At 70.5% G+C, this 17,351-nt stretch carries 22 protein-coding genes and 2 tRNA genes; 11 read left to right on the top strand and 13 right to left on the bottom strand.

The window, feature by feature from the left end; genetic code table 11:
• Nucleotides 1-16: 16 nt before the first annotated feature.
• Both BJY20_RS12955 and BJY20_RS12960 read right to left on the bottom strand, forming a co-directional pair.
• Nucleotides 17-1,117 (bottom strand): serine hydrolase, encoded by a 1,101-nt coding sequence (locus BJY20_RS12955; protein ID WP_221935327.1) that lies wholly within the window; start codon nucleotides 1,115-1,117, stop codon nucleotides 17-19.
• A complete protein-coding gene (locus tag BJY20_RS12960) occupies nucleotides 1,114-2,436 on the bottom strand; it encodes a nicotinate phosphoribosyltransferase (protein WP_185991919.1) in 1,323 nt (440 codons plus the stop codon). Before BJY20_RS12960 ends, BJY20_RS12955 begins: the two co-directional genes overlap by 4 nt.
• A 15-nt stretch (nucleotides 2,437-2,451) precedes the next feature.
• Here BJY20_RS12960 and clpS point away from each other — a divergent pair, with 15 nt between their 5' ends.
• Genes clpS through BJY20_RS12980 form a run of 4 tightly spaced genes read left to right on the top strand, consistent with a single transcriptional unit; the run spans nucleotide 2,452 to nucleotide 4,971 of the window.
• Complete coding sequence (gene clpS / locus BJY20_RS16155) at nucleotides 2,452-2,742, top strand: ATP-dependent Clp protease adapter ClpS (protein ID WP_185991920.1); 291 nt, start codon at nucleotides 2,452-2,454, stop codon at nucleotides 2,740-2,742.
• A complete protein-coding gene (locus BJY20_RS12970) occupies nucleotides 2,742-3,386 on the top strand; it encodes a DUF2017 domain-containing protein (RefSeq protein ID WP_185991921.1) in 645 nt (214 codons plus the stop codon). Before clpS ends, BJY20_RS12970 begins: the two co-directional genes overlap by 1 nt.
• Nucleotides 3,383-4,207, top strand: coding sequence for a glutamate racemase (gene murI / locus BJY20_RS12975; RefSeq protein ID WP_343062894.1), 825 nt, complete (start codon nucleotides 3,383-3,385; stop codon nucleotides 4,205-4,207). Before BJY20_RS12970 ends, murI begins: the two co-directional genes overlap by 4 nt.
• Nucleotides 4,204-4,971, top strand: a complete 768-nt coding sequence (locus BJY20_RS12980) for an MBL fold metallo-hydrolase (RefSeq protein ID WP_185991922.1) — start codon at nucleotides 4,204-4,206, stop codon at nucleotides 4,969-4,971. The genes murI and BJY20_RS12980 overlap by 4 nt, the downstream gene beginning before the upstream one ends.
• A gap of 36 nt (nucleotides 4,972-5,007) precedes the next feature.
• Here BJY20_RS12980 and BJY20_RS12985 read toward each other — a convergent pair whose 3' ends face one another.
• The 5 genes from BJY20_RS12985 to BJY20_RS13005 form a co-directional block, all read right to left on the bottom strand.
• Complete coding sequence (locus BJY20_RS12985) at nucleotides 5,008-5,664, bottom strand: HAD family hydrolase (RefSeq protein ID WP_185991923.1); 657 nt, start codon at nucleotides 5,662-5,664, stop codon at nucleotides 5,008-5,010.
• A 36-nt stretch (nucleotides 5,665-5,700) separates the two neighbouring features.
• Nucleotides 5,701-6,495, bottom strand: a complete 795-nt coding sequence (locus tag BJY20_RS12990) for an ABC transporter ATP-binding protein (protein ID WP_185991924.1) — start codon at nucleotides 6,493-6,495, stop codon at nucleotides 5,701-5,703.
• An 8-nt stretch (nucleotides 6,496-6,503) separates the two neighbouring features.
• On the bottom strand, nucleotides 6,504-7,427 hold the full coding sequence (locus tag BJY20_RS12995; protein ID WP_185991925.1) for a FecCD family ABC transporter permease: 924 nt from the start codon (nucleotides 7,425-7,427) through the stop codon (nucleotides 6,504-6,506).
• A gap of 74 nt (nucleotides 7,428-7,501) precedes the next feature.
• Nucleotides 7,502-8,464 carry an iron chelate uptake ABC transporter family permease subunit gene (locus tag BJY20_RS13000; protein WP_185991926.1) on the bottom strand — a complete coding sequence of 321 codons (963 nt, stop codon included), beginning with the start codon at nucleotides 8,462-8,464 and terminating at the stop codon, nucleotides 7,502-7,504.
• A gap of 80 nt (nucleotides 8,465-8,544) precedes the next feature.
• Nucleotides 8,545-9,528: an ABC transporter substrate-binding protein gene (locus BJY20_RS13005; RefSeq protein ID WP_185991927.1), complete on the bottom strand. Its 984-nt coding sequence runs from the start codon at nucleotides 9,526-9,528 to the stop codon at nucleotides 8,545-8,547.
• 123 nt (nucleotides 9,529-9,651) lie between these two features.
• Between BJY20_RS13005 and BJY20_RS13010 the strand changes: the two genes are divergently transcribed.
• Nucleotides 9,652-10,680, top strand: coding sequence for a S66 family peptidase (locus BJY20_RS13010; RefSeq protein WP_185991928.1), 1,029 nt, complete (start codon nucleotides 9,652-9,654; stop codon nucleotides 10,678-10,680).
• Between the two features lie 12 nt (nucleotides 10,681-10,692).
• Here BJY20_RS13010 and BJY20_RS13015 read toward each other — a convergent pair whose 3' ends face one another.
• Nucleotides 10,693-11,514: an alpha/beta fold hydrolase gene (locus tag BJY20_RS13015; protein WP_185991929.1), complete on the bottom strand. Its 822-nt coding sequence runs from the start codon at nucleotides 11,512-11,514 to the stop codon at nucleotides 10,693-10,695.
• 42 nt (nucleotides 11,515-11,556) lie between these two features.
• On the opposite strand from BJY20_RS13015, the gene rph reads away from it, so the two are divergent.
• Together rph and rdgB are read left to right on the top strand one after the other, a co-directional pair.
• Nucleotides 11,557-12,315 (top strand): ribonuclease PH, encoded by a 759-nt coding sequence (rph, locus tag BJY20_RS13020; protein ID WP_185991930.1) that lies wholly within the window; start codon nucleotides 11,557-11,559, stop codon nucleotides 12,313-12,315.
• Nucleotides 12,312-12,947 carry an RdgB/HAM1 family non-canonical purine NTP pyrophosphatase gene (gene rdgB / locus BJY20_RS13025; protein ID WP_185991931.1) on the top strand — a complete coding sequence of 212 codons (636 nt, stop codon included), beginning with the start codon at nucleotides 12,312-12,314 and terminating at the stop codon, nucleotides 12,945-12,947. Before rph ends, rdgB begins: the two co-directional genes overlap by 4 nt.
• A 1-nt stretch (nucleotide 12,948) precedes the next feature.
• On the opposite strand, the gene BJY20_RS13030 is transcribed toward rdgB, so the two are convergent.
• Nucleotides 12,949-13,032 (bottom strand) — tRNA-Leu (locus BJY20_RS13030).
• Nucleotides 13,033-13,054: 22 nt separating this feature from the next.
• Between BJY20_RS13030 and BJY20_RS13035 the strand changes: the two genes are divergently transcribed.
• Nucleotides 13,055-13,513, top strand: a complete 459-nt coding sequence (locus BJY20_RS13035; protein WP_185991932.1) for an OsmC family protein — start codon at nucleotides 13,055-13,057, stop codon at nucleotides 13,511-13,513.
• Between the two features lie 70 nt (nucleotides 13,514-13,583).
• Here the strand turns inward: BJY20_RS13035 and BJY20_RS13040 are convergent, their stop codons facing one another.
• The 4 genes from BJY20_RS13040 to BJY20_RS13055 are packed head-to-tail and all read right to left on the bottom strand — an operon-like array spanning nucleotide 13,584 to nucleotide 16,119.
• A complete protein-coding gene (locus tag BJY20_RS13040; RefSeq protein ID WP_185991933.1) occupies nucleotides 13,584-14,342 on the bottom strand; it encodes an ATP-binding cassette domain-containing protein in 759 nt (252 codons plus the stop codon).
• Entirely contained in the window at nucleotides 14,339-15,112 is a 774-nt protein-coding gene (gene cbiQ, locus BJY20_RS13045) for a cobalt ECF transporter T component CbiQ (protein ID WP_185991934.1), read from the bottom strand. Before cbiQ ends, BJY20_RS13040 begins: the two co-directional genes overlap by 4 nt.
• Nucleotides 15,113-15,433, bottom strand: a complete 321-nt coding sequence (locus tag BJY20_RS13050) for a PDGLE domain-containing protein (protein WP_185991935.1) — start codon at nucleotides 15,431-15,433, stop codon at nucleotides 15,113-15,115.
• Nucleotides 15,430-16,119: an energy-coupling factor ABC transporter permease gene (locus BJY20_RS13055; RefSeq protein ID WP_185991936.1), complete on the bottom strand. Its 690-nt coding sequence runs from the start codon at nucleotides 16,117-16,119 to the stop codon at nucleotides 15,430-15,432. Before BJY20_RS13055 ends, BJY20_RS13050 begins: the two co-directional genes overlap by 4 nt.
• Before the next feature lie 153 nt (nucleotides 16,120-16,272).
• On the opposite strand from BJY20_RS13055, the gene bcp reads away from it, so the two are divergent.
• The 3 genes from bcp to BJY20_RS13070 all read left to right on the top strand — a co-directional run bounded on the left by bcp (nucleotide 16,273) and on the right by BJY20_RS13070 (nucleotide 17,296).
• Nucleotides 16,273-16,743, top strand: a complete 471-nt coding sequence (gene bcp, locus BJY20_RS13060) for a thioredoxin-dependent thiol peroxidase (RefSeq protein WP_185991937.1) — start codon at nucleotides 16,273-16,275, stop codon at nucleotides 16,741-16,743.
• A gap of 14 nt (nucleotides 16,744-16,757) precedes the next feature.
• Nucleotides 16,758-17,060 (top strand): DUF3618 domain-containing protein, encoded by a 303-nt coding sequence (locus BJY20_RS13065; RefSeq protein ID WP_185991938.1) that lies wholly within the window; start codon nucleotides 16,758-16,760, stop codon nucleotides 17,058-17,060.
• Between the two features lie 160 nt (nucleotides 17,061-17,220).
• Nucleotides 17,221-17,296: transfer RNA gene (locus BJY20_RS13070), tRNA-Lys, on the top strand.
• The last annotated feature ends 55 nt before the right edge of the window (nucleotides 17,297-17,351 follow it).

Genomic DNA, 17,351 nt, shown 5'->3' on the forward strand with positions numbered 1-17,351 from the left:
CGCCACCATGCCACCCTCAGTCGAGCAGGTGCCAGAAGGCATCGAAGGCCGCGACGGTCCCGGGCGCGTCGACGGTGACCTGGGTGGCGAGGAAGGCCGCGCGTCCGGTCGCGGGATCGGCGTAGCCGATGGTGCCCAGACCGCCGGCCCAGCCGAAAACGCCGTCCGGCCGGGTCTCCACGTGCAGACCCCAGCTGCTGTCCGGATCCAGCAGGTCCGCGACGGCGGAGCGCTGGTCGTCGGTGATGTGGGGCCGGCGCATCTCCTGCAGTGACTCGGGGGTCAGCAGGGCGGGGCCGGTGCCGACGAGCGAGGCGAGGACGGCGAGCTGATCGGTGACCGTGGCCACGAGGCCGGTCGCCAAGGACTCGAACTCCGGTGGCGTCGTGAAGGTTCCCTCAGGCAGGGGGAAGGGCACGAGGCCGCCGGTCAGCGCCGCTGTGTGGACGCCGGCCATCCGGTCGGGGTCGCCGGTGAATCCGGTGTCGACGAGGCCGAGGGGGCCACGCACGTGCTCCTCGAGCAGGTCGTCCACCGACGTGTCGGCAGCCCGCGCGAGCAGCACCCCGAGGACGTCGCTGCTCGTGTGGTACCGCCACGTGGACCCCGGCTGGTTCGCCAGCGGAAGGGAGGCCAGCCGGGTCATGTACTCCTTTGGGCCCATCGGCGGGGGAAACGGGCCGGGTGCCACCCCGACGTCGTTCATGGCGACGGCGAGCGGTCCCTCACTGACCCACCCGAAGCCGGGGGTCATGGTCAGCAGGTGCCGCACGGTCATCGGCCGCTCGGCAGGGACGGTGTCGTCGAGGTCGGCGTCGGGACGGACGAGCACCCGGGGCCCGGCCAGCTCCGGCAGCCAGCGCTCCACCGGGTCGTCCAGGGCCAGGACGTCCATCTCGGCCAGGCGCAGGGCGAGCACGCCACCGACGGGCTTGCTGCAGGAGGCGATGCTGAAGAGCGTCTGCGGGTTCATGGGCGGACCGCCGACGCGGCGGTGCCCGCCCGCAGCGACCGCGACGCCCTCCGGGTCCTGCACCCCGGCGACCCAGCCGACGAGTGCGCCGTCGTCGACGAGCGCATCGAGGGTGGGGGCCAGACGCGTCAGGGTCCCGGTCACGGTGTCTCCGTGAGGAAGACGGTCTCGACGGCGGGCTGACCCTCGCTCAGCTGGTGCGCCGAGCGCGGTAGCTCGGCCATCGACGCCTCGTGCCGTGCCCGGGCCGCAGCCAGGGTGCAGTGCTCACGACCGATGACCTCGCCAGCGGTGACGAGCGGAACCAGCAGGTCGCGGTCGTCCCCGTCGTTCACCGGCTGCTCGCCGATGCCCAGGACCTCGGCCTCGACCACGCCGAGCTCGTTGCGTCGCCGAAGCGCGTACTTGCGGCCACCGACGGAGATCTTGTCCTGACTCTGCTTCGCGACGCCGATCATCTCGCCGTCATCATCTTCGCGCGCGACGAGCTTGTAGACCATCGAGGCGGTCGGGTGGCCAGAGCCGGTGACCACTCGGGTCCCGACGCCGTAGGTGTCGACGGGCGCCGCCGCCAGCGCCGCGATCGCGTACTCGTCGAGGTCGGAGGTGACGACGATCTTGGTCCCGGCGGCCCCCAGGGAGTCGAGCTGCTCACGTACCTCGCTCGCCTGGACCACGAGGTCACCCGAGTCGAGACGGACCCCGCCCAGGCCGGCGCCGGCGACCTCGATGGCCGTGTTCACCCCTTCGCCCACGTCGTAGGTGTCCACCAGGAGGGTGGTGTCGGTGCCGAGGGAGGCGACCTGCGCCCGGAAGGCCTCCCGCTCGCTCTCGTGGAGCAGCGTGAAGGCGTGCGCGGCGGTCCCGCCGGTGGGGACCCCGTGACGACGTCCAGCCTCGAGGTTGGACGACGAAGCGAAGCCGGCGATGTAGGCCGCCCGTGCAGCCGAGACCGCGGCCCCGTCATGGGTGCGACGGCTGCCCATCTCGATCACCGGGCGGGCCCCCGCCGCGCCGGTCATGCGCGAGGCGGCGGAGGCGACGGCCGTGTCGTGGTTGAGGATCGAGAGGATGATCGTCTCGAGGATCACGCCGTGGGCGAAGTCGGACTCGACGACGAGCACGGGGGAGTAGGGGAAGTAGGTCTCACCCTCCGCGTATCCCCACACGTTGCCCTCGAACCGGTAGTCGGCGAGGAAGTCCAAGGTGGTGGCATCGACCACCTCCCGCTCGCTCAGGTCGGCCAGCTCGGCATCGCCGAAGCGGAAGTCCTCGATCGCGTCGAGGACGCGTCCGGTGCCCGCCAGCACGCCGTAGCGGCGGCCCGAGGGCAGGCGTCGGGCGAAGGTCTCGAAGACGCACTGGCGGGACGCGGCTCCGCTGTGCAGCGCGGCCTGGAGCATGGTCAGCTCGTAGTGATCGGTGAGCAGCGCGGTGCTGGGTCGGTTCGTCACGCCAGCCACTCTAGGGTGGAGGGCGTGTCCACCGCCCCCGTCGAGCAGCAGGCCGTCGAACCCGATGCCGTCGAGTCCCTCGACGTCCCCTGGATCACGCTGGTCTGGAACGACCCGGTCAACCTCATGAACTACGTGACCTGGGTCTTCCAGACCCACTTCGGCTACCCGAGGGCACAGGCCGAGAAGCTGATGATGGACGTCCACCTCAAGGGGCGCGCCGTCGTCGCGCACGGTCCCAAGGAGCAGATGGAAGCCGACACCGAGGCGCTCCAGGGCTACGGCCTGTGGGCGACCTTCCAGAAGGACGACTGATGGCCCGCGCCTTCCGACCCGAGGGCGATCGCCTCGTCGCCGTCCTCGACGAGCACGAACGATCGGTCGTGGCCGGCCTGTGCACGCAGGTCGCCGCACTCGTCGAGCCCACGTCGCGGGCGAAGGGGGAGAGCACCGACCCCTTCGACGCGATCGTCGCCGGGCTGGGTGACTTGTTGACTGACACCGTGACCGACTCGGGCGAGGTCCCGGACCGGGCCTTCGGGTCGCTGGAGGACCGTGACCCGGCGCTGGACCGGCTCTTTCCCACCGGCAACCGCGAGGACGAGCAGGAGGCGGCGGAGTTCCGTCGCTTCACCGAGCAGGGGCTGCGCAGCCGCAAGCACGCCAACCTCATGACGACGGTGCGCACGCTCGACGAGGCCGTCGACGACGAGTGGGTGCTCACCCGGGGACAGGCCCCCGCGGTGATGATCGCGCTGACCGACGTGCGGCTGGTCATGGGCGAGCGGCTCGGGCTGCGCACGGACGAGGACGCCGAGCGACTCGAGGAGGTCGCGGCGGACCTCGAGCCGGACGACCCCGCGGTCTTCGCCCTGAGCGTCTACGACTTCCTCACCTGGCTGCAGGAGTCGCTCACCGGAGCCCTCACGAGCGACGCGGGGCCGGGGGGCGACGCGTGACCGACTGCGTGGACGCCGCGGCCCAGCCGATCGGGATCTTCGACTCCGGCTTCGGCGGGCTGACCGTCGCCCGCTCGATCATCGACCAGCTGCCGCACGAGTCGATCGCCTACCTCGGTGACACCGCCCGGGCACCCTACGGACCCCGCCCGATCGCGCAGACCCGCGAGTTCGCCCTCGAGTGTCTCGACCGGCTCGTCGAGCATGGCGTGAAGGTGCTCGTCATCGCCTGCAACACCGCCTCGGCAGCGGTCCTCCACGACGCGCGCGAGCGGTACTCCGTCCCCGTCGTCGAGGTCATCCGGCCGGCGGTGCGTCGGGCGGTGCTCGCCACCCGCAACCACCGCATCGGCGTCATCTCCACCGAGGGCACGCACCGCTCGCGCGCCTACCTCGATGCCTTCGCGGCGGCGCCCACGGCGCAGCTGTTCTCCCAGCCGTGCCCTCGCTTCGTCGAGCTCGTGGAGGCCGGCACGACGTCCGGCAGCGAAGTCCTGGCGGTGGCCCACGAGTACCTCGACCCCCTCCGCGAGGTCGACGTGGACACCCTGGTCCTCGGCTGCACCCACTACCCGCTGCTGACCGGTGCCCTGTCCTACGTCATGGGTGAGGGTGTCACGCTCGTCTCATCTGCCGAGGAGACCGCCAAAGACGTCTACCGTGTCCTTGCGGACCGCGGACTGCTGCGCCCGGACACCCTGCCGGGACCCAACCACGGGTTCACCACGACGGGGGACCCGGACGAGTTCAGGTCGCTGGCCCGCCGCTTCCTCGGACCCGAGGTGGCGACCGTCATCGGCAACACGGGGGACGAGGCATGAGGCTCACCGTCGTCGGCTGTTCCGGCTCCTTCGCCGGTCCGGACTCACCGGCGTCGTGCTACCTGGTCACGGCCGTCCACGAGGGGCGTACCTGGCGGCTCGTCCTCGACCTGGGCAACGGCGCACTCGGTGCGCTGCAACGGCACACGAAGCTCGCGGATCTCGACGCGGTCGTCATCTCCCACCTGCACCCGGACCACTGCATCGACGTCACGGGGCTCTACGTCACGCGCACCTATGACCCCGACGGTCCGCTGTCACGGCGCTTGGCCGTGTACGGCCCCGGCGGGACGGCCGAGCGACTCGCCGCAGCCTACGAGGGCCTGGACGAAGGGGGGATGGCGGCGGTTCTCGACTTCCGTCGCCTCTCCACGAGCGTTCCCACGCACATCGGACCCTTCGTCGTGCGCCCTTTCCTCGTCGAGCACCCCGTCGAGGCCTACGGATTCCGGGTCGAGGCCGGTGGCCGGGTTCTCGCCTACAGCGGTGACACCGACACCTGCGACTCCCTCGTTCCCCTCTTCGCGGGTGCCGATCTGGCGCTCGTCGACTCGGCCTTCGTCGAGGGGCGTGACGAGGCACGGGGTATCCACCTGACGGGCCGCCGCGCCGCGCAGGCCGCCGTGGACGCCGGGGGAGTCGGGCGGCTGATGCTCACGCACATCCCGGCGTGGAACGACCCGGAGGTCTGCCGGGCGCAGGCTGCCCAGGTCTGGCCCGGCGAGGTCGAGCTGGCCCGGCCGGACACCACCTACGAGATCTGAGGGTCCCGCTCCCCTTCGAGGCTCCTGCATCGCGCCTCAGGACATCGCCTTCGTCCTGCCCCAGGTGGCATCCAGCAGTGGCAGGAGCGACTCCTCCAGCCGGTCGGGTGAGGACGCGGCGAGCGTCGCACGGTCGTGCGTTGCTTCCGGGCGGCAGACGGCGAAGGTGGACAGCCCGGCTGCCTGCCCCGCGTGGATGTCGTGGGTCGTGTCACCGACCATCCACGCACCTCGTGCACCCAGGGCCCGCAGAGCGTGCTCGATGACGTCCGGCTCCGGCTTGGCCGGGAAGTCGTCGGTGCCCTGGACATGGTCGAGGTGGTGTGTCAGGCCGAGTGCGGCGACGACGTCGCGCGCCATCGCGCTGCGCTTGGTCGTCGTCACGGCCAGCAGGTACCCGCGCTCGCGCAGGCCGGTGAGCACCTGCGCAACTTCGGCGAAGGGGGCGGAGTTGTCCGTGTACCGCAGCGGGTAGATCCGTCGGTAGGTGTCGCAGAGACCCGTCACGGCGTCGGTCTCGGCGAGGTCGGCGAAGAGGTCCTCGAGGGGGAGGCCGATGAGGGGCCGGACGTCGTCGACGGCGGGCACGCGTAACCCGTGCTCGGCGAGCGAGTCGCGGATGCTGCCGATGATGTCGGGAAGGGAGTCCACGAGGGTCCCGTCGAGGTCGAAGCAGATGGCGAGTCGGGTCATGACGAGGAGGTTAGCCCGCTGTGCGTGCTGTGGTGATCAGGTGGGGACGACCATCGGAGTCCCGGCGACCGGGTCGGGGACGGTGAGGCACTCGACCCCGAAGACCTGCCGCACGAGGTCGGGCGTGACGACGTCCACCGGCGAACCTTCTGCGACGACCCCGCCCTCGCGCATGGCGATGACGTGGTCGGCGTAGCGGCAGGCCTCGTTGAGGTCGTGCAGCACCATGACGACGGTGATCGCACGCTCGACGTTGAGCTCTCGCAGCAGGTGGAGGATCTCCAGCCGGTGAGCGAGATCGAGGTAGGTCGTGGGCTCGTCGAGCAGGAGCACGGGCGTCTGCTGCGCAAGGACGAGCGCGACCCAGACCCGCTGGCGCTGCCCGCCGGAGAGCTGGTCGACGGCCCGGTCCGCGAGCTCGGTCGTACCCGTTGCGGTCATCGCCTCGAGGACGGCCTCCTCGTCCTGCGGGGACCACCGACCGAAGGCGCCCCGGTGCGGGAAGCGGCCACGGGAGACGAGGTCGCGGACGGTCAGCTGCTCGGGCACGACGTTGGTCTGGGGGAGCAGGCCGAGACTGCGGGCGACCTCCCGGGTGGGCAGATCGTGGACGGGCCGACCATCGAGGAGTACGGCTCCGCTACTGGGCCGCAGGACCCGGCCGACGGATCGCAGAAGCGTCGACTTGCCGCAACCGTTGGGGCCGACGATGGCGGTGATGGCGCCGTCCGGCAGGTGCAGGTCCAGACCATTCAGGACGGCACGGTCGCCGTAGCCGACGTGCAGGCCCTGCGCCTGGACGAGCGGTCGCTGGGGGAGTGCGGAGGTCATCGAGGTCGTCATGAGGTGCGTCCCATCCGATGGAGGAGCCAGAGGAGGTAGGGGGCCCCCAGCGCGGCGGTCACCACGCCCGCAGCGAGCGAGGTGGGGGCGAGCAGGTTCTTGCCGATGAGGTCGGCTGCGAGCACGAGCAGCGCGCCGACGAGGACGGCGGTCGTGAGCGTGGCCGGTGAGGTCGGTCCGACCAGACGCCGCGCGATGTGCGGTGCGCCCAGGGCCACGAAGGCGATCGGTCCCGAGACGGCCACCGCCACCCCGGCGAGGAGCGCGGACGAGAGCAGGAGCAGGTGCCGGGTCCTGGTGACCCGCACGCCCGCACCCACGGCGAGCTCGTCCCCGAGCTCGAGTGTCTTCAGATGGCGCAGCAGGCCGTAGGCCAACGGCAGGGTCAGGGCGGCGCCGAGAAGGATGGTGGTGACGTGGGTCCACGTCCTGCCGTGCAGGCTGCCCGCGAGCCACACCTCGGCCGCACCGAGTCGGTCTGCGGGAATGCGGGCGATGGTCAGGGTCACCCCGGCGCTTGCGATGGCATGCAGCCCGATGCCGACGAGGACCAGCCGAGCCCCGGAGCTGTTGCTGTGCGCGAGAACCTGGAGCACGATCGTCGCGAGCAGTGCGCCGGCACCTGCGGCGAGGGGCAGCAGGGCGGGCCCGACGGCGGCGCTGATCGCCAGCACGGTCGCCAGGCTGGCGCCACCGGTGACTCCGATGATGTCCGGGGAGGCCAGCGGGTTGCGCATGAGGCCCTGCATCAGCGTGCCGGAGGCGCCGAGGGTGGCGCCGACGCCGACTGCCACGAGGACCCGGGGGAGGCGCAGCTCGCGCACGATGAAGATCTCGCCGGGGTCGCCCAGCCCGAAGACCGCGGGCACGGCAGACCTGAGCGACAGGTCGCTGGAGCCGAGGGTGATGGCGAGGGCCATCAGACACAGCACGCCCAACGCAAGGGACGACGGGAGGACGAGTGACCGGGGCGGGGCCCGGTGGGGCAGCGTGGTCACAGGGATCCCTTCACCCGGCTGGCGACCCGGATGAGCACGGGTGCACCGATGATGGCGGTGAGCACGCCCGCTTGGACCTCGGTCGGTCGGGCGATGACCCGGCCGATGATGTCAGCCATCAGGAGCACGATCGGACCGAGCAGGGCCGAGGTGATGAGTACGTCGCGGTGTGCGGACCCGACGAGGGCACGGGCCACGTGGGGGACGATCAGGCCGAGGAAGGCGATCGGGCCGGCCAGAGCAACGGCAACGGCCGAGAGGCCGACGGCCGCGGCACCGGCGAGGAGGCGCACGCGTCCGGGATGTTGCCCCAGGCCGACGGCGGTCTCGTCGCCGAGGGACAGCGCGTCCAGCGGCCGCGCGAGGAGGGCGCAGGCGAGCAGGCCGATCCCGACGACGGGCAGCAGGGGTGGGACTGATGCGGCGTCGCGTCCGGCGAGGGACCCCGCCAGCCAGTGGCGCACCTCATCGGCGTTCGCCTGGTTGAGGGCGAGCAGCGCCTGGGTCCACGCCGACAGCAGCAGCGAGATGATGGCGCCCGACAGGGCCAGCCGGACCGGGGACATGGCGTCCCGACCGGTGCCGGCCAGTGCCAGTGCCAGGCTCGCGGCAGCGGCACCACCGACGAAGGCCGCCCAGACGGCAAACCGGGACGGGACGTCGAGCAGTGCGACGGTCACCACCACGGCGAAGCCGGCGCCGGCGGTGATCCCGAGCAGGGTCGGGGAGGCGAGCGGGTTACGCGTCGCACCCTGCAGGAGCACGCCGGCGAGGGCCAGGCACAGCCCGGCGATGACGCCGGCAATGGTCCGGGGCAGTCGCAGGTCCAGCACGATCAGGTGTGCCTCGCTGGTCCTCACTCCACGGAGGGCCTCCACGACCTCGCTCGTCGGGAGGCGGGCCGATCCGATGGCAAAGCTGCCCAGCACCATGACCACGAGAACGATCAGCAGTGCCACCGGGACGAGGAGGACCCGGGTGGCACCCGGCCGGGGCACGCGTGTGGCCCCACGTGCCCCGGCCGGACGCACGGTCAGGCTCACTTGTCGGTGAGCAGGTTGCCCTCGAGGTCGTCGAGCATCGCGTTGGCGGCTCCGATGCCCCCACCGAGGTTCCAGTGGCTCTCGTCGACGATGACGACATCGTCCTGCGTGACGGCGGAGAGGCCCTTCCACAGGTCCGTGGAGGTCCACCGCTCGATCTGCTCGTCCACGGTGGAGGTGCCCTGCTGGGCGTAGTGCTCCGAGGAGACCATCTGGAAGATGACGTCGCCGTCCATGTCGGGGATGCGCTCCTCGGAGATCTCGACCAGCTGCTCGGACTTCTCCCAGTCATCGACGCGCTGCGACTCGGGGCGCTCCAAGCCGGCGTCACGGATGATCGACCCCGGGAAGCCGGTGAGGTAGATGCGCACCTGGTCGGGCATGAAGCGGATGATCGAGACCTCGAGGTCCTGCTTGCCGGCCTCCTCGAGGTCCTTGCCGAGCTGGTCGGCCCGCTCCTGGTAGTCGGTGACGATCTCCTCGCCCTTCTCGGGCATGCAGAGGGCCTGCGCCCACAGGGAGATGTTCTCCTTCCACGTCACACCGATCGTCTCGGAGAAGACCGTCGGCGCGATCTTGGAGAGCTTGTCGTAGACGGCCTCGTGGCGAAGCTTGGAGCCGACGATGAGGTCCGGCTGGAGGGAGGCGACCTTCTCCAGGTCCGGCTCGATCTCCGTACCGACGACCTCGGCCTCCTCGACCTCGTCGGGAAGGTACTCGTACCAGTCATCGGTCCAGGGGTCGACGACGCCGACGGGCGTGACACCCAGGGCGAGGACGGAGTCGGTCTGTCCCTGGCCGAGCGTGACGACCTTCTTGGGTGTGCAGGGCACCTCGGTGCTTCCCATGGCGTGCTCGACCGACACGCTCGCCTGCGAGTCCCCTTGGCCCGGGTCCGCCGGGCCATCGGACGTGCCGCAGGCGGCCAGGGGAAGGGTGAGCGCGGCGGTGATCGCCAGCGCACGACGTCGTGTGGTCATCGATGGGCTCCGGGGCAGGGTTGGTCGAGGGCAGGAGGCAGACTAGTGGTTAGGTGAACCTAAGCAAATTCCCGTCTCACGATGTCATTCGCCGCCGTCAGGTCCATCTGATGGACTTGCACCATGTCCACGCGACTGCCCGCCCCCCTTCGTCCCGGTGACACGATCGCGGTGACCGCTCCCAGCTCGGGGGTGACGCCCGAGCTGTGGCCGCGTCTCGACGCCGGGATCGCCTACCTGCGGCGCGCGGGCTTCGAGGTGATCGAAGGCGTCTGCCTGCGCGATCGCGACGACCACCACGTGAGCGCGTCGAGGGAGGCTCGTGCCGACGAACTGATGGCGCTGCTCGTCGACCCGGATGTTGCCGCCGTGGTGCCGCCCTGGGGTGGCGAGACAGGGATCGACCTGTTGCCGTTCCTGGACTTCGAGCTGCTCGCCGAGTGCGAACCGGGTTGGTACGTGGGCTTCTCCGACACCACGACGACCATGCTGGCGCTCACCCTGCGCTCGGGCTGGGCGACCCTGCACGGCATGAATCTCATGGACACGCCCTACGCTCCCGCGCCCGGCCTGGTCCATTGGCTGGACGTCGCCATGGCCGAAGGGGGCGAGCTCACCCAGCGCGCCGCCACGCACCGTCGGGCAGACGGGTGGGACGACTACGTCGCCGACCCCGAGGTCGACGAGCTGACCCTGACCGTACCCACGCAGTGGTCGCTCCTCGACGGCTCGTCCGTCGACGTCGTCGGACCACTCGTCGGTGGGTGCATCGAGGTGCTCTCACCCCTGGTGGGGACTCCCTTCGCCGATGTGCCGACCTGGGCGCAGCAGCAGTCGAGACCGCCGATCGTGCTGCTCGAGGCCGGCGGGGACGATGCCTTCACAATCGCCCGGGCGCTCCACGGGTTCCGGCTCGCCGGATGGTTCGAGAGATGCGCCGGCGTGCTCATCGGCCGCACACCGGCACCGGACGGCGCCACCCTGACCCAGCACGAGGCCGTGCGAGAGGCCCTCGGTGACCTCGACGTCCCCGTGGTGCTGGACGTGGACTTCGGTCACCAGCAGCCGATGATGCCACTCGTCCTCGGTGCGCCCACCCGGGTGGAGGTCGGTGCCGAGCAACGGATCACGCAGGACCTGACCCGTCACTGACGACTGCGCCGGTCACCCAACTCGCGATGCGCTCGCCGATGATCTCGGGGGAGCGGGGAAGGAGTAGTGGTTGACCGGCTTGCCGGGGTCATCGGGCCCCTTGGTGAAGGTCCACCGCTGCGGGTCCGCGCCACTGAGCATTCCGACGAGAGCGTCGATCGCCCTCGGCGGAGCGAGCGTGTCGTTGTCGAGGTCGACGACGAGGACCGGCAGGACGCGGTCGCGCAGACCCTCCCGGATGCCTTTGCCCCCGGGGCGTAGATGTCCCGTGCGGGAGAAGGCCGCCCACTCGCGCATCAGGGTGCGGGGCTGGACCCCGCCGAAGCCGAGCCGATCACCCGGCCAGTACCCCAGGACCTGGGAGAGCACGCCGACGAGTTGGGTCTGGCCGAGTGTCTTCAGGCCATCGATGGCGCGCCAGTGCGGTGTACCCGACCCGACGAGGACCAGCCCGTCCAGAACTGAGTCGGCGCGGGCCAGGTGGGCGAGGAGGATGTGTCCGCCCAGGGAGTGGCCCAGGCCGATGACCGGGCCGTCATGGCCCGTGCGCAGCTCGTCGAGGACACGGGGAAGCCACTCGTGGGCGAGGTGCGCGTAGCCGTGGTCGCGACCACGACCGGTCGCGGGGACGGACTCTCCCTGCCCGGTGTAGTCGGCCACCGCGGCGTGCACCCCGTGGCTGGCCAACTCGTCGACGAAGGGGCCGTAGTAGCCGGCGGGCACGCCCATGGCCGGGAGCACGATGACCAGGGGTGCGCCCGGATCCGCTGCCTCGGAGACCTGCAGGACGGTTGTGCCCCCATCGGGCAGAGGGATCTCACTCAGCTTCTCCACGGCAGTGAGCATATGTCGCCATGGGCTCGTTAGCCTGAGCCCATGACTGACACCACCCCCCGCCATGACGGACGCACCCCCGGGCAGCTGCGCGAGGTGCGCATCACCCGCAACTGGCTCGACCACGCGGAGGGGTCCGTCCTCGTCGAGTTCGGCAAGACCCGCGTCCTGGTCGCCGCGTCATTCGAAGCCGGCGTGCCACGCTGGCTGAAGGGCCAGGGCACCGGATGGGTCACCGCCGAGTACGAGATGCTGCCGCGCAGCACCAACACCCGCAGCGGTCGCGAGTCGCGCAAGGGCAAGGTCGGCGGTCGCACGCACGAGATCTCCCGCCTGATCGGTCGCAGCCTGCGTGCGGTCATCGACACGAAGGCGTTGGGGGAGAACACGATCGTCCTCGACTGTGACGTGCTCCAGGCCGACGGTGGTACCCGAACCGCGGCCATCACAGGTGCCTACGTCGCCCTGGCCGACGCGATCGAGGACGCCCGCGCCCGTGGCCTCGTCGCCGCCTCGGCGAAGCCGCTCACCGGCTCCCTCGCCGCGGTCTCCGTCGGCGTCGTCGGCGGGCGCGCCGTGTGCGACCTGGACTACCCGGAGGACTCGACCGCCGAGACCGACATGAACGTCGTCATGACCGGCACCGGCGAATTCGTGGAGGTGCAGGGGACGGCCGAGGGCGCCCCCTTCGACCGGGCGCTCCTGGGTGAGCTGCTCGATCTGGCGACCACGGGGTGCGCGGACCTGACCGAGAAGCAGCAGGCCGCGCTCGCCGGGACCCCGCGGGAGCGCCAACGGTGACTCGTCGGGTCGTCCTCGCGACGCACAACGAGCACAAGGTGCACGAGCTCCGGCAGATCCTCGCTGAGGCAGCGACCGACCTGGATCTCGAGGTGGTCTCGATGGCCGCCTTCCCGCAGGTCGGCGAGATCCCCGAGACCGAGGTGACCTTCGCCGGAAACGCACGGCTGAAGGCCGAGCACGTCGCCCGGGCGACCTCGTTGCCGGCGCTCGCGGACGACTCGGGCTTGGCCGTGGACGTCCTCGGAGGTGCGCCGGGCATCTTCTCCGCTCGGTGGTCCGGGCTGCACGGGGGCGAGGACCTGCCCCGTGCCGAGAAGGACCGTCGCAACCTGCAGCTGCTCCTCGACCAGCTCGCGGACGTCCCCGACGAGCACCGCCGGGCGGCCTTCCGGTGTGCGGCCGTGCTCGCTGTCCCCGGTGGGGCGACGGTCGTGAGCGAAGGGATGGCCCCGGGTGTCATTGCACGGGCGCCGGTGGGGGATAACGGCTTTGGTTACGATCCGATCTTCGTGCCGGACGGTGGCGCGCGGTCCTTGGCCGAGTACACCGACGAGGAGAAGAACGCGATCAGCCACCGGGGCAATGCCTTCCGGGGGATGGTCCCGTTGCTGAGGGAGCATCTGGGCTGAGTGCCGAAGGCGGGACTTGAACCCGCACACCCTTTCGGGCACCAGGACCTAAACCTGGCGCGTCTGCCTGTTCCGCCACTTCGGCTCGATCAGGCAGTCTAGGCGGAGTGAGCGACCACTCCTTCGTCACCTCCCTCAACTGGACCGGTTCGACTGGTGTCGGTTACGACGACTACCCGCGTGAGCACGAGCTGGCACTGGCGGGTGACGCGGTGCGGGCCAGCAGCGCCGCTGCCTTCATGGGGGACGCGGACCGGCCCAATCCCGAGCAGCTGCTCGTGGCTGCCACGAGCAGCTGCCAGCTGCTGTCCTTCCTCGCCGTGGCCGCGCGGGCTCGGCTGGATGTCGTTGACTACCGCGACGACGCCGTCGGCCACATGCCGAGGGGCAACCGGCCGATGTGGGTGACACGGATCGTCCTGCGGCCACGGATCACACTCGGTGCCCCCGCGCCGCGCTCAAAGGTGGAACGGCTGATCGAGGTCGCCCACCGTGAGTGCTTCATCGCGGCGAGCCTGCGCAGTGAGCTCCTGATCGAGCCGACGCTTGTCGGGGTGACCGACTGACGGCTACTCGGTGACGTGCGTGATGGCACCCGGCGACGTCGCCCAGCGCCATCACGGTCTCAGTGCCGTCTCAGCGCCGCTTCAGCGCCGGTACCGACGCAGGGTCGAACCCGTAGGGCAGCTCGAGCCGGTGCGCGGCCATGAGCGCACGGTCACCGAGCACGTCGGCCGTCGGGCCGTCACCGACCACCAGGCCATCCGAGAGCAGGACGGACCGCTCGCAGAGCTCGAGGGCGTAGGGCAGGTCATGCGTGACCATCAGGACGGTGACGTCCAGTCCTCGCAGGATGTCGGCGACCTCCCGGCGCGCGGCCGGGTCGAGGTTGCTGCTGGGCTCGTCGAGGACGAGGATCTCCGGCTCCATCGCCAGCACCGTCGCGACCGCGACGCGTCGACGCTGTCCGAAGGACAGGTGGTGGGGTGGCCGATCGGCGAGGTCCGACACGTCAACCGCTGCCAGGGCGGCGTCCACGCGCGCGTCGAGCTCCCCGCCGCGTAGCCCGAGGTTGCGCGGACCGAAGGCGACGTCCTGGCGCACCGTCGGCATGAACAGCTGGTCGTCCGGGTCCTGGAAGACGATCCCCACCCGCCGGCGCACCTCCAACAAGGAGTCCTGGGCGACGGGCAGACCCGAGATCGTCACCGTCCCCGAGTCGGGACGAAGCACGCCGTTCAGGTGGAGAACGAGGGTGGTCTTGCCGGCGCCGTTCGGACCGAGCAACGCGACCCGCTCGCCCGGGTGCACGTGCAGGTCGACACCACGCAGCGCCTCGTGCCCGTCCGGGTAGGCGTGCCGGAGCCCCCGCAGCTCCACGACCGGTGTGCTCACGCCCACACCCCCGTCCCGAGGGCGATGACCGCGACGAGCGCAGCGACCGAGGGCAGCGCAAGTGCGCGCACCCACGCGGCCTGGGGTGCTTCCGCCCCCGCACCGAGGTGCAGGTCTCCGGTGTAGCGGCGCGAGAGCATCGCCAGGTGCACGCGCTCGCCCCGCTCGAAGGAGCGAATGAACAGCGCGCCCGCCGAGCTCGCGACCACCGGCCAAGCGGCCAGGGACCTCCCGGCGAAACCGCGGGACTCCCGAGCGATGCGCATGCGCCGCAACTCCCCGGTGACGACGTCGAGGTAGCGGATCATGAAGGCGAGTATCTCCACCAGCCGTCGCGGCAACCGCAGCCGGGCCAACCCGCCCACGAGTTCCGTCGGTGAGGTCGTGGCCGCCAGCAGGAGCGATGCCAAGGCGCCCAGCGTCCCCTTCGCCAGCAGCGCCCACGCCCCCCACAGGCCGGCGATGGACAACGCCAACGGACCCACCTGCGTGCGTGGTCCGACCGCGACGAAGGGCATGAGCAGCGCGAAGACGACGAACGGGACCTCGATCACCAGTCGCGGCAGCAGCACCCGGAAGGGGACGGTCGAGACGACGATGGCCACCAGCAGCCCGAGGGCGTGCAACCCGTAGGCCCAGAACGCCTCACGTGGGGTCGCCACGACCGCGCCGACGAAGACGAGGAGCGCGACGACCTTCACGTGGGCGGGCAGTCGGTGCACGGCGGAGGCTCCGGCGACGTGCAGGGTGCGGCCGTGGTGGCCGCCCACTCAGTCCTCCGTCGAGTCGGAGTCGCCCCGGCGCAGCACACGGGTCAGGGCAGCCATGAGGATGCCGACGGCGGCGAGACCGATGATGCCCGCGAGACCACTGGACAGGCGGGCGTTCGCGATCCCGCTCACGCCGTAGTCGGCCAAGGGGGAACCATCGGCTGCGTGGTCGCTCGCGCTGGTGGAGAAGCCCAGGGACTCGGCCACGCGCTCCAGGCCGTCGGGCGACCCCGATGCGTAGAACGAGACGACCGCCGCGAGCAGCACGGCGACGGCGACGCCGGCCAGGACGACCGTGCGGGTGCTGATCTTCGACTTCATGCCGCCACCTTCGGGGTTGCTCGGGTCAGGTCCGCCGGTCGTCGGCCTGCCGCGCCGACGACGAGGTCGGGACGGGCGGCGGTGATCGAGGCGACCACCAGGAAGGTGATGACCGCCTCGCCGATGCCGATGAGCGCGTGCCACGACAGCATTGCCGTGGCCAACGCGTCGAGCGGGATGGCGGCTTGGCCGCCCACGGCATACAGCCCGACGAATGCCAGGGCCGCCACGGGGACGGAGACGAAGGCGGCGATGGCGGCAGCGACCGGCACCGAGCCGGTGCGCCGTGGCAGGAGCAGCAAGACAGCACGGAAGACGGCCCAGCCCGCCCAGACGCCGACCACCGCCATGAGCGTGACATTCGTCCCGAGCGCAGTGATGCCGCCGTCGGCGAAGAGCAGGGCCTGCACGACGAGCACGACCGTGATGCACAACGTTGCCGTCCACGGCCCCACGAGGACTGCCGCGAGTGCTCCACCGAGCAGGTGCCCGGAGGTGCCGGCACCGACGGGGAAGTTGAGCATCTGGGCCGCGAAGACGAAGACGGCGGCCATCCCCGCCATCGGCGCGCTGCGGTCGTCGAGCGATCCGCGGCTGCGCCACAGGGCCACCCCGATTCCAACGGCTGCGATCGCGGCGGTGCCCACGGAGGTGGGGCCGTCGAGGAATCCGTCAGGAACGTGCATCGCTGCATCTCCTCGTGTCATCGGGGCAGGAATTCCACTATTGCACAGCATTTGCACCTGATGCAGCGGTCGCTGGGCTGCCCGAGCGGTCGACGCTGGGATAGGTTTGACCCGTCCTCCGGCACCGACGCGCAGGCAGATTGCGAGGCATTCGTGGGCGAGCGACTCACCCCGGGCGACCACGCCCCGGACTTCACCCTCCCTGATGACACCGGCACGGACGTGTCGTTGAGTGACTTCCGCGGCAAGCGGGTCATCGTCTACTTCTACCCGGCGGCGATGACGCCGGGCTGCACGGCACAGGCCTGCGACTTCAGTGACTCCCTGGAGGCGCTGCGCGCCGCCGACACCGAGGTCGTGGGTATCTCCCCGGACGAACCCGAGAAGCTCGCGAAGTTCCGTGAGCGCGATGGGCTGACGATCACACTGCTCTCCGACGCCGACAAGTCCGCGATGACGGCTTGGGGCGCATATGGTGAGAAGAAGTTGTACGGCAAGGTCGTCGAGGGAGTCATTCGCTCGACGGTCGTCGTCGGAGAAGACGGTGTGGTCACCCACGCCCGTTACAACGTCAAGGCGACGGGCCACGTTGCCCGTATCCGCCGCGACCTCGGCATCGAGTAAGGACGGAACACCACGTGAGCAACGACAACCCGAGCATCACCAAGCTCGAGAACGACATCGTCACCACCCGTGACCGACTGGCCCAGACGATCGACGAGTTGAGCGTGCGGGCTGCGCCGAAGAACGTCATCTCCCGGCAGAAGGAGTCGGCGAAGGCGTCCTTCGAGAGGGCGATCAAGACCGACTCCGGCGAGCTGCGCATGGACCGTGTGGCCATGGCCGCGGCGGCCGTGGGCGTGGTCATCGTGCTGAAGGTCGTCTCGAGCAAGCGCAAGAGCAAGAAGTGGGAGCGCCAGCGCGAGAAGCGCTCCTGGTGAGCCACGACGCACGAGGCGAAGGCGTCGTCCTGAGGTGCGACGAAGGAGCCTCGAAGGGGGGGTCGGTCCAGCTGGACCGACCCCCTTCGCCATCGCCGAAGCCGGCTCGTGAGAGCCGATTTCGCGCGCGGCCTCCCATGCTGCTAATGTCTCTCCTCGCGCGCCAATAGCTCAAGCGGTAGAGCAGCTGACTCTTAATCAGCGGGTTCGGGGTTCAAGTCCCTGTTGGCGCACCAAGAACGTTGATTTTCCGGGGTTCTCTGGGGCAACTACTGCCCTCCGGTAGGACCC

Origin of the sequence: Janibacter cremeus (genome assembly GCF_013409205.1) — a bacterium.
Taxonomy (GTDB): domain Bacteria; phylum Actinomycetota; class Actinomycetes; order Actinomycetales; family Dermatophilaceae; genus Janibacter; species Janibacter cremeus.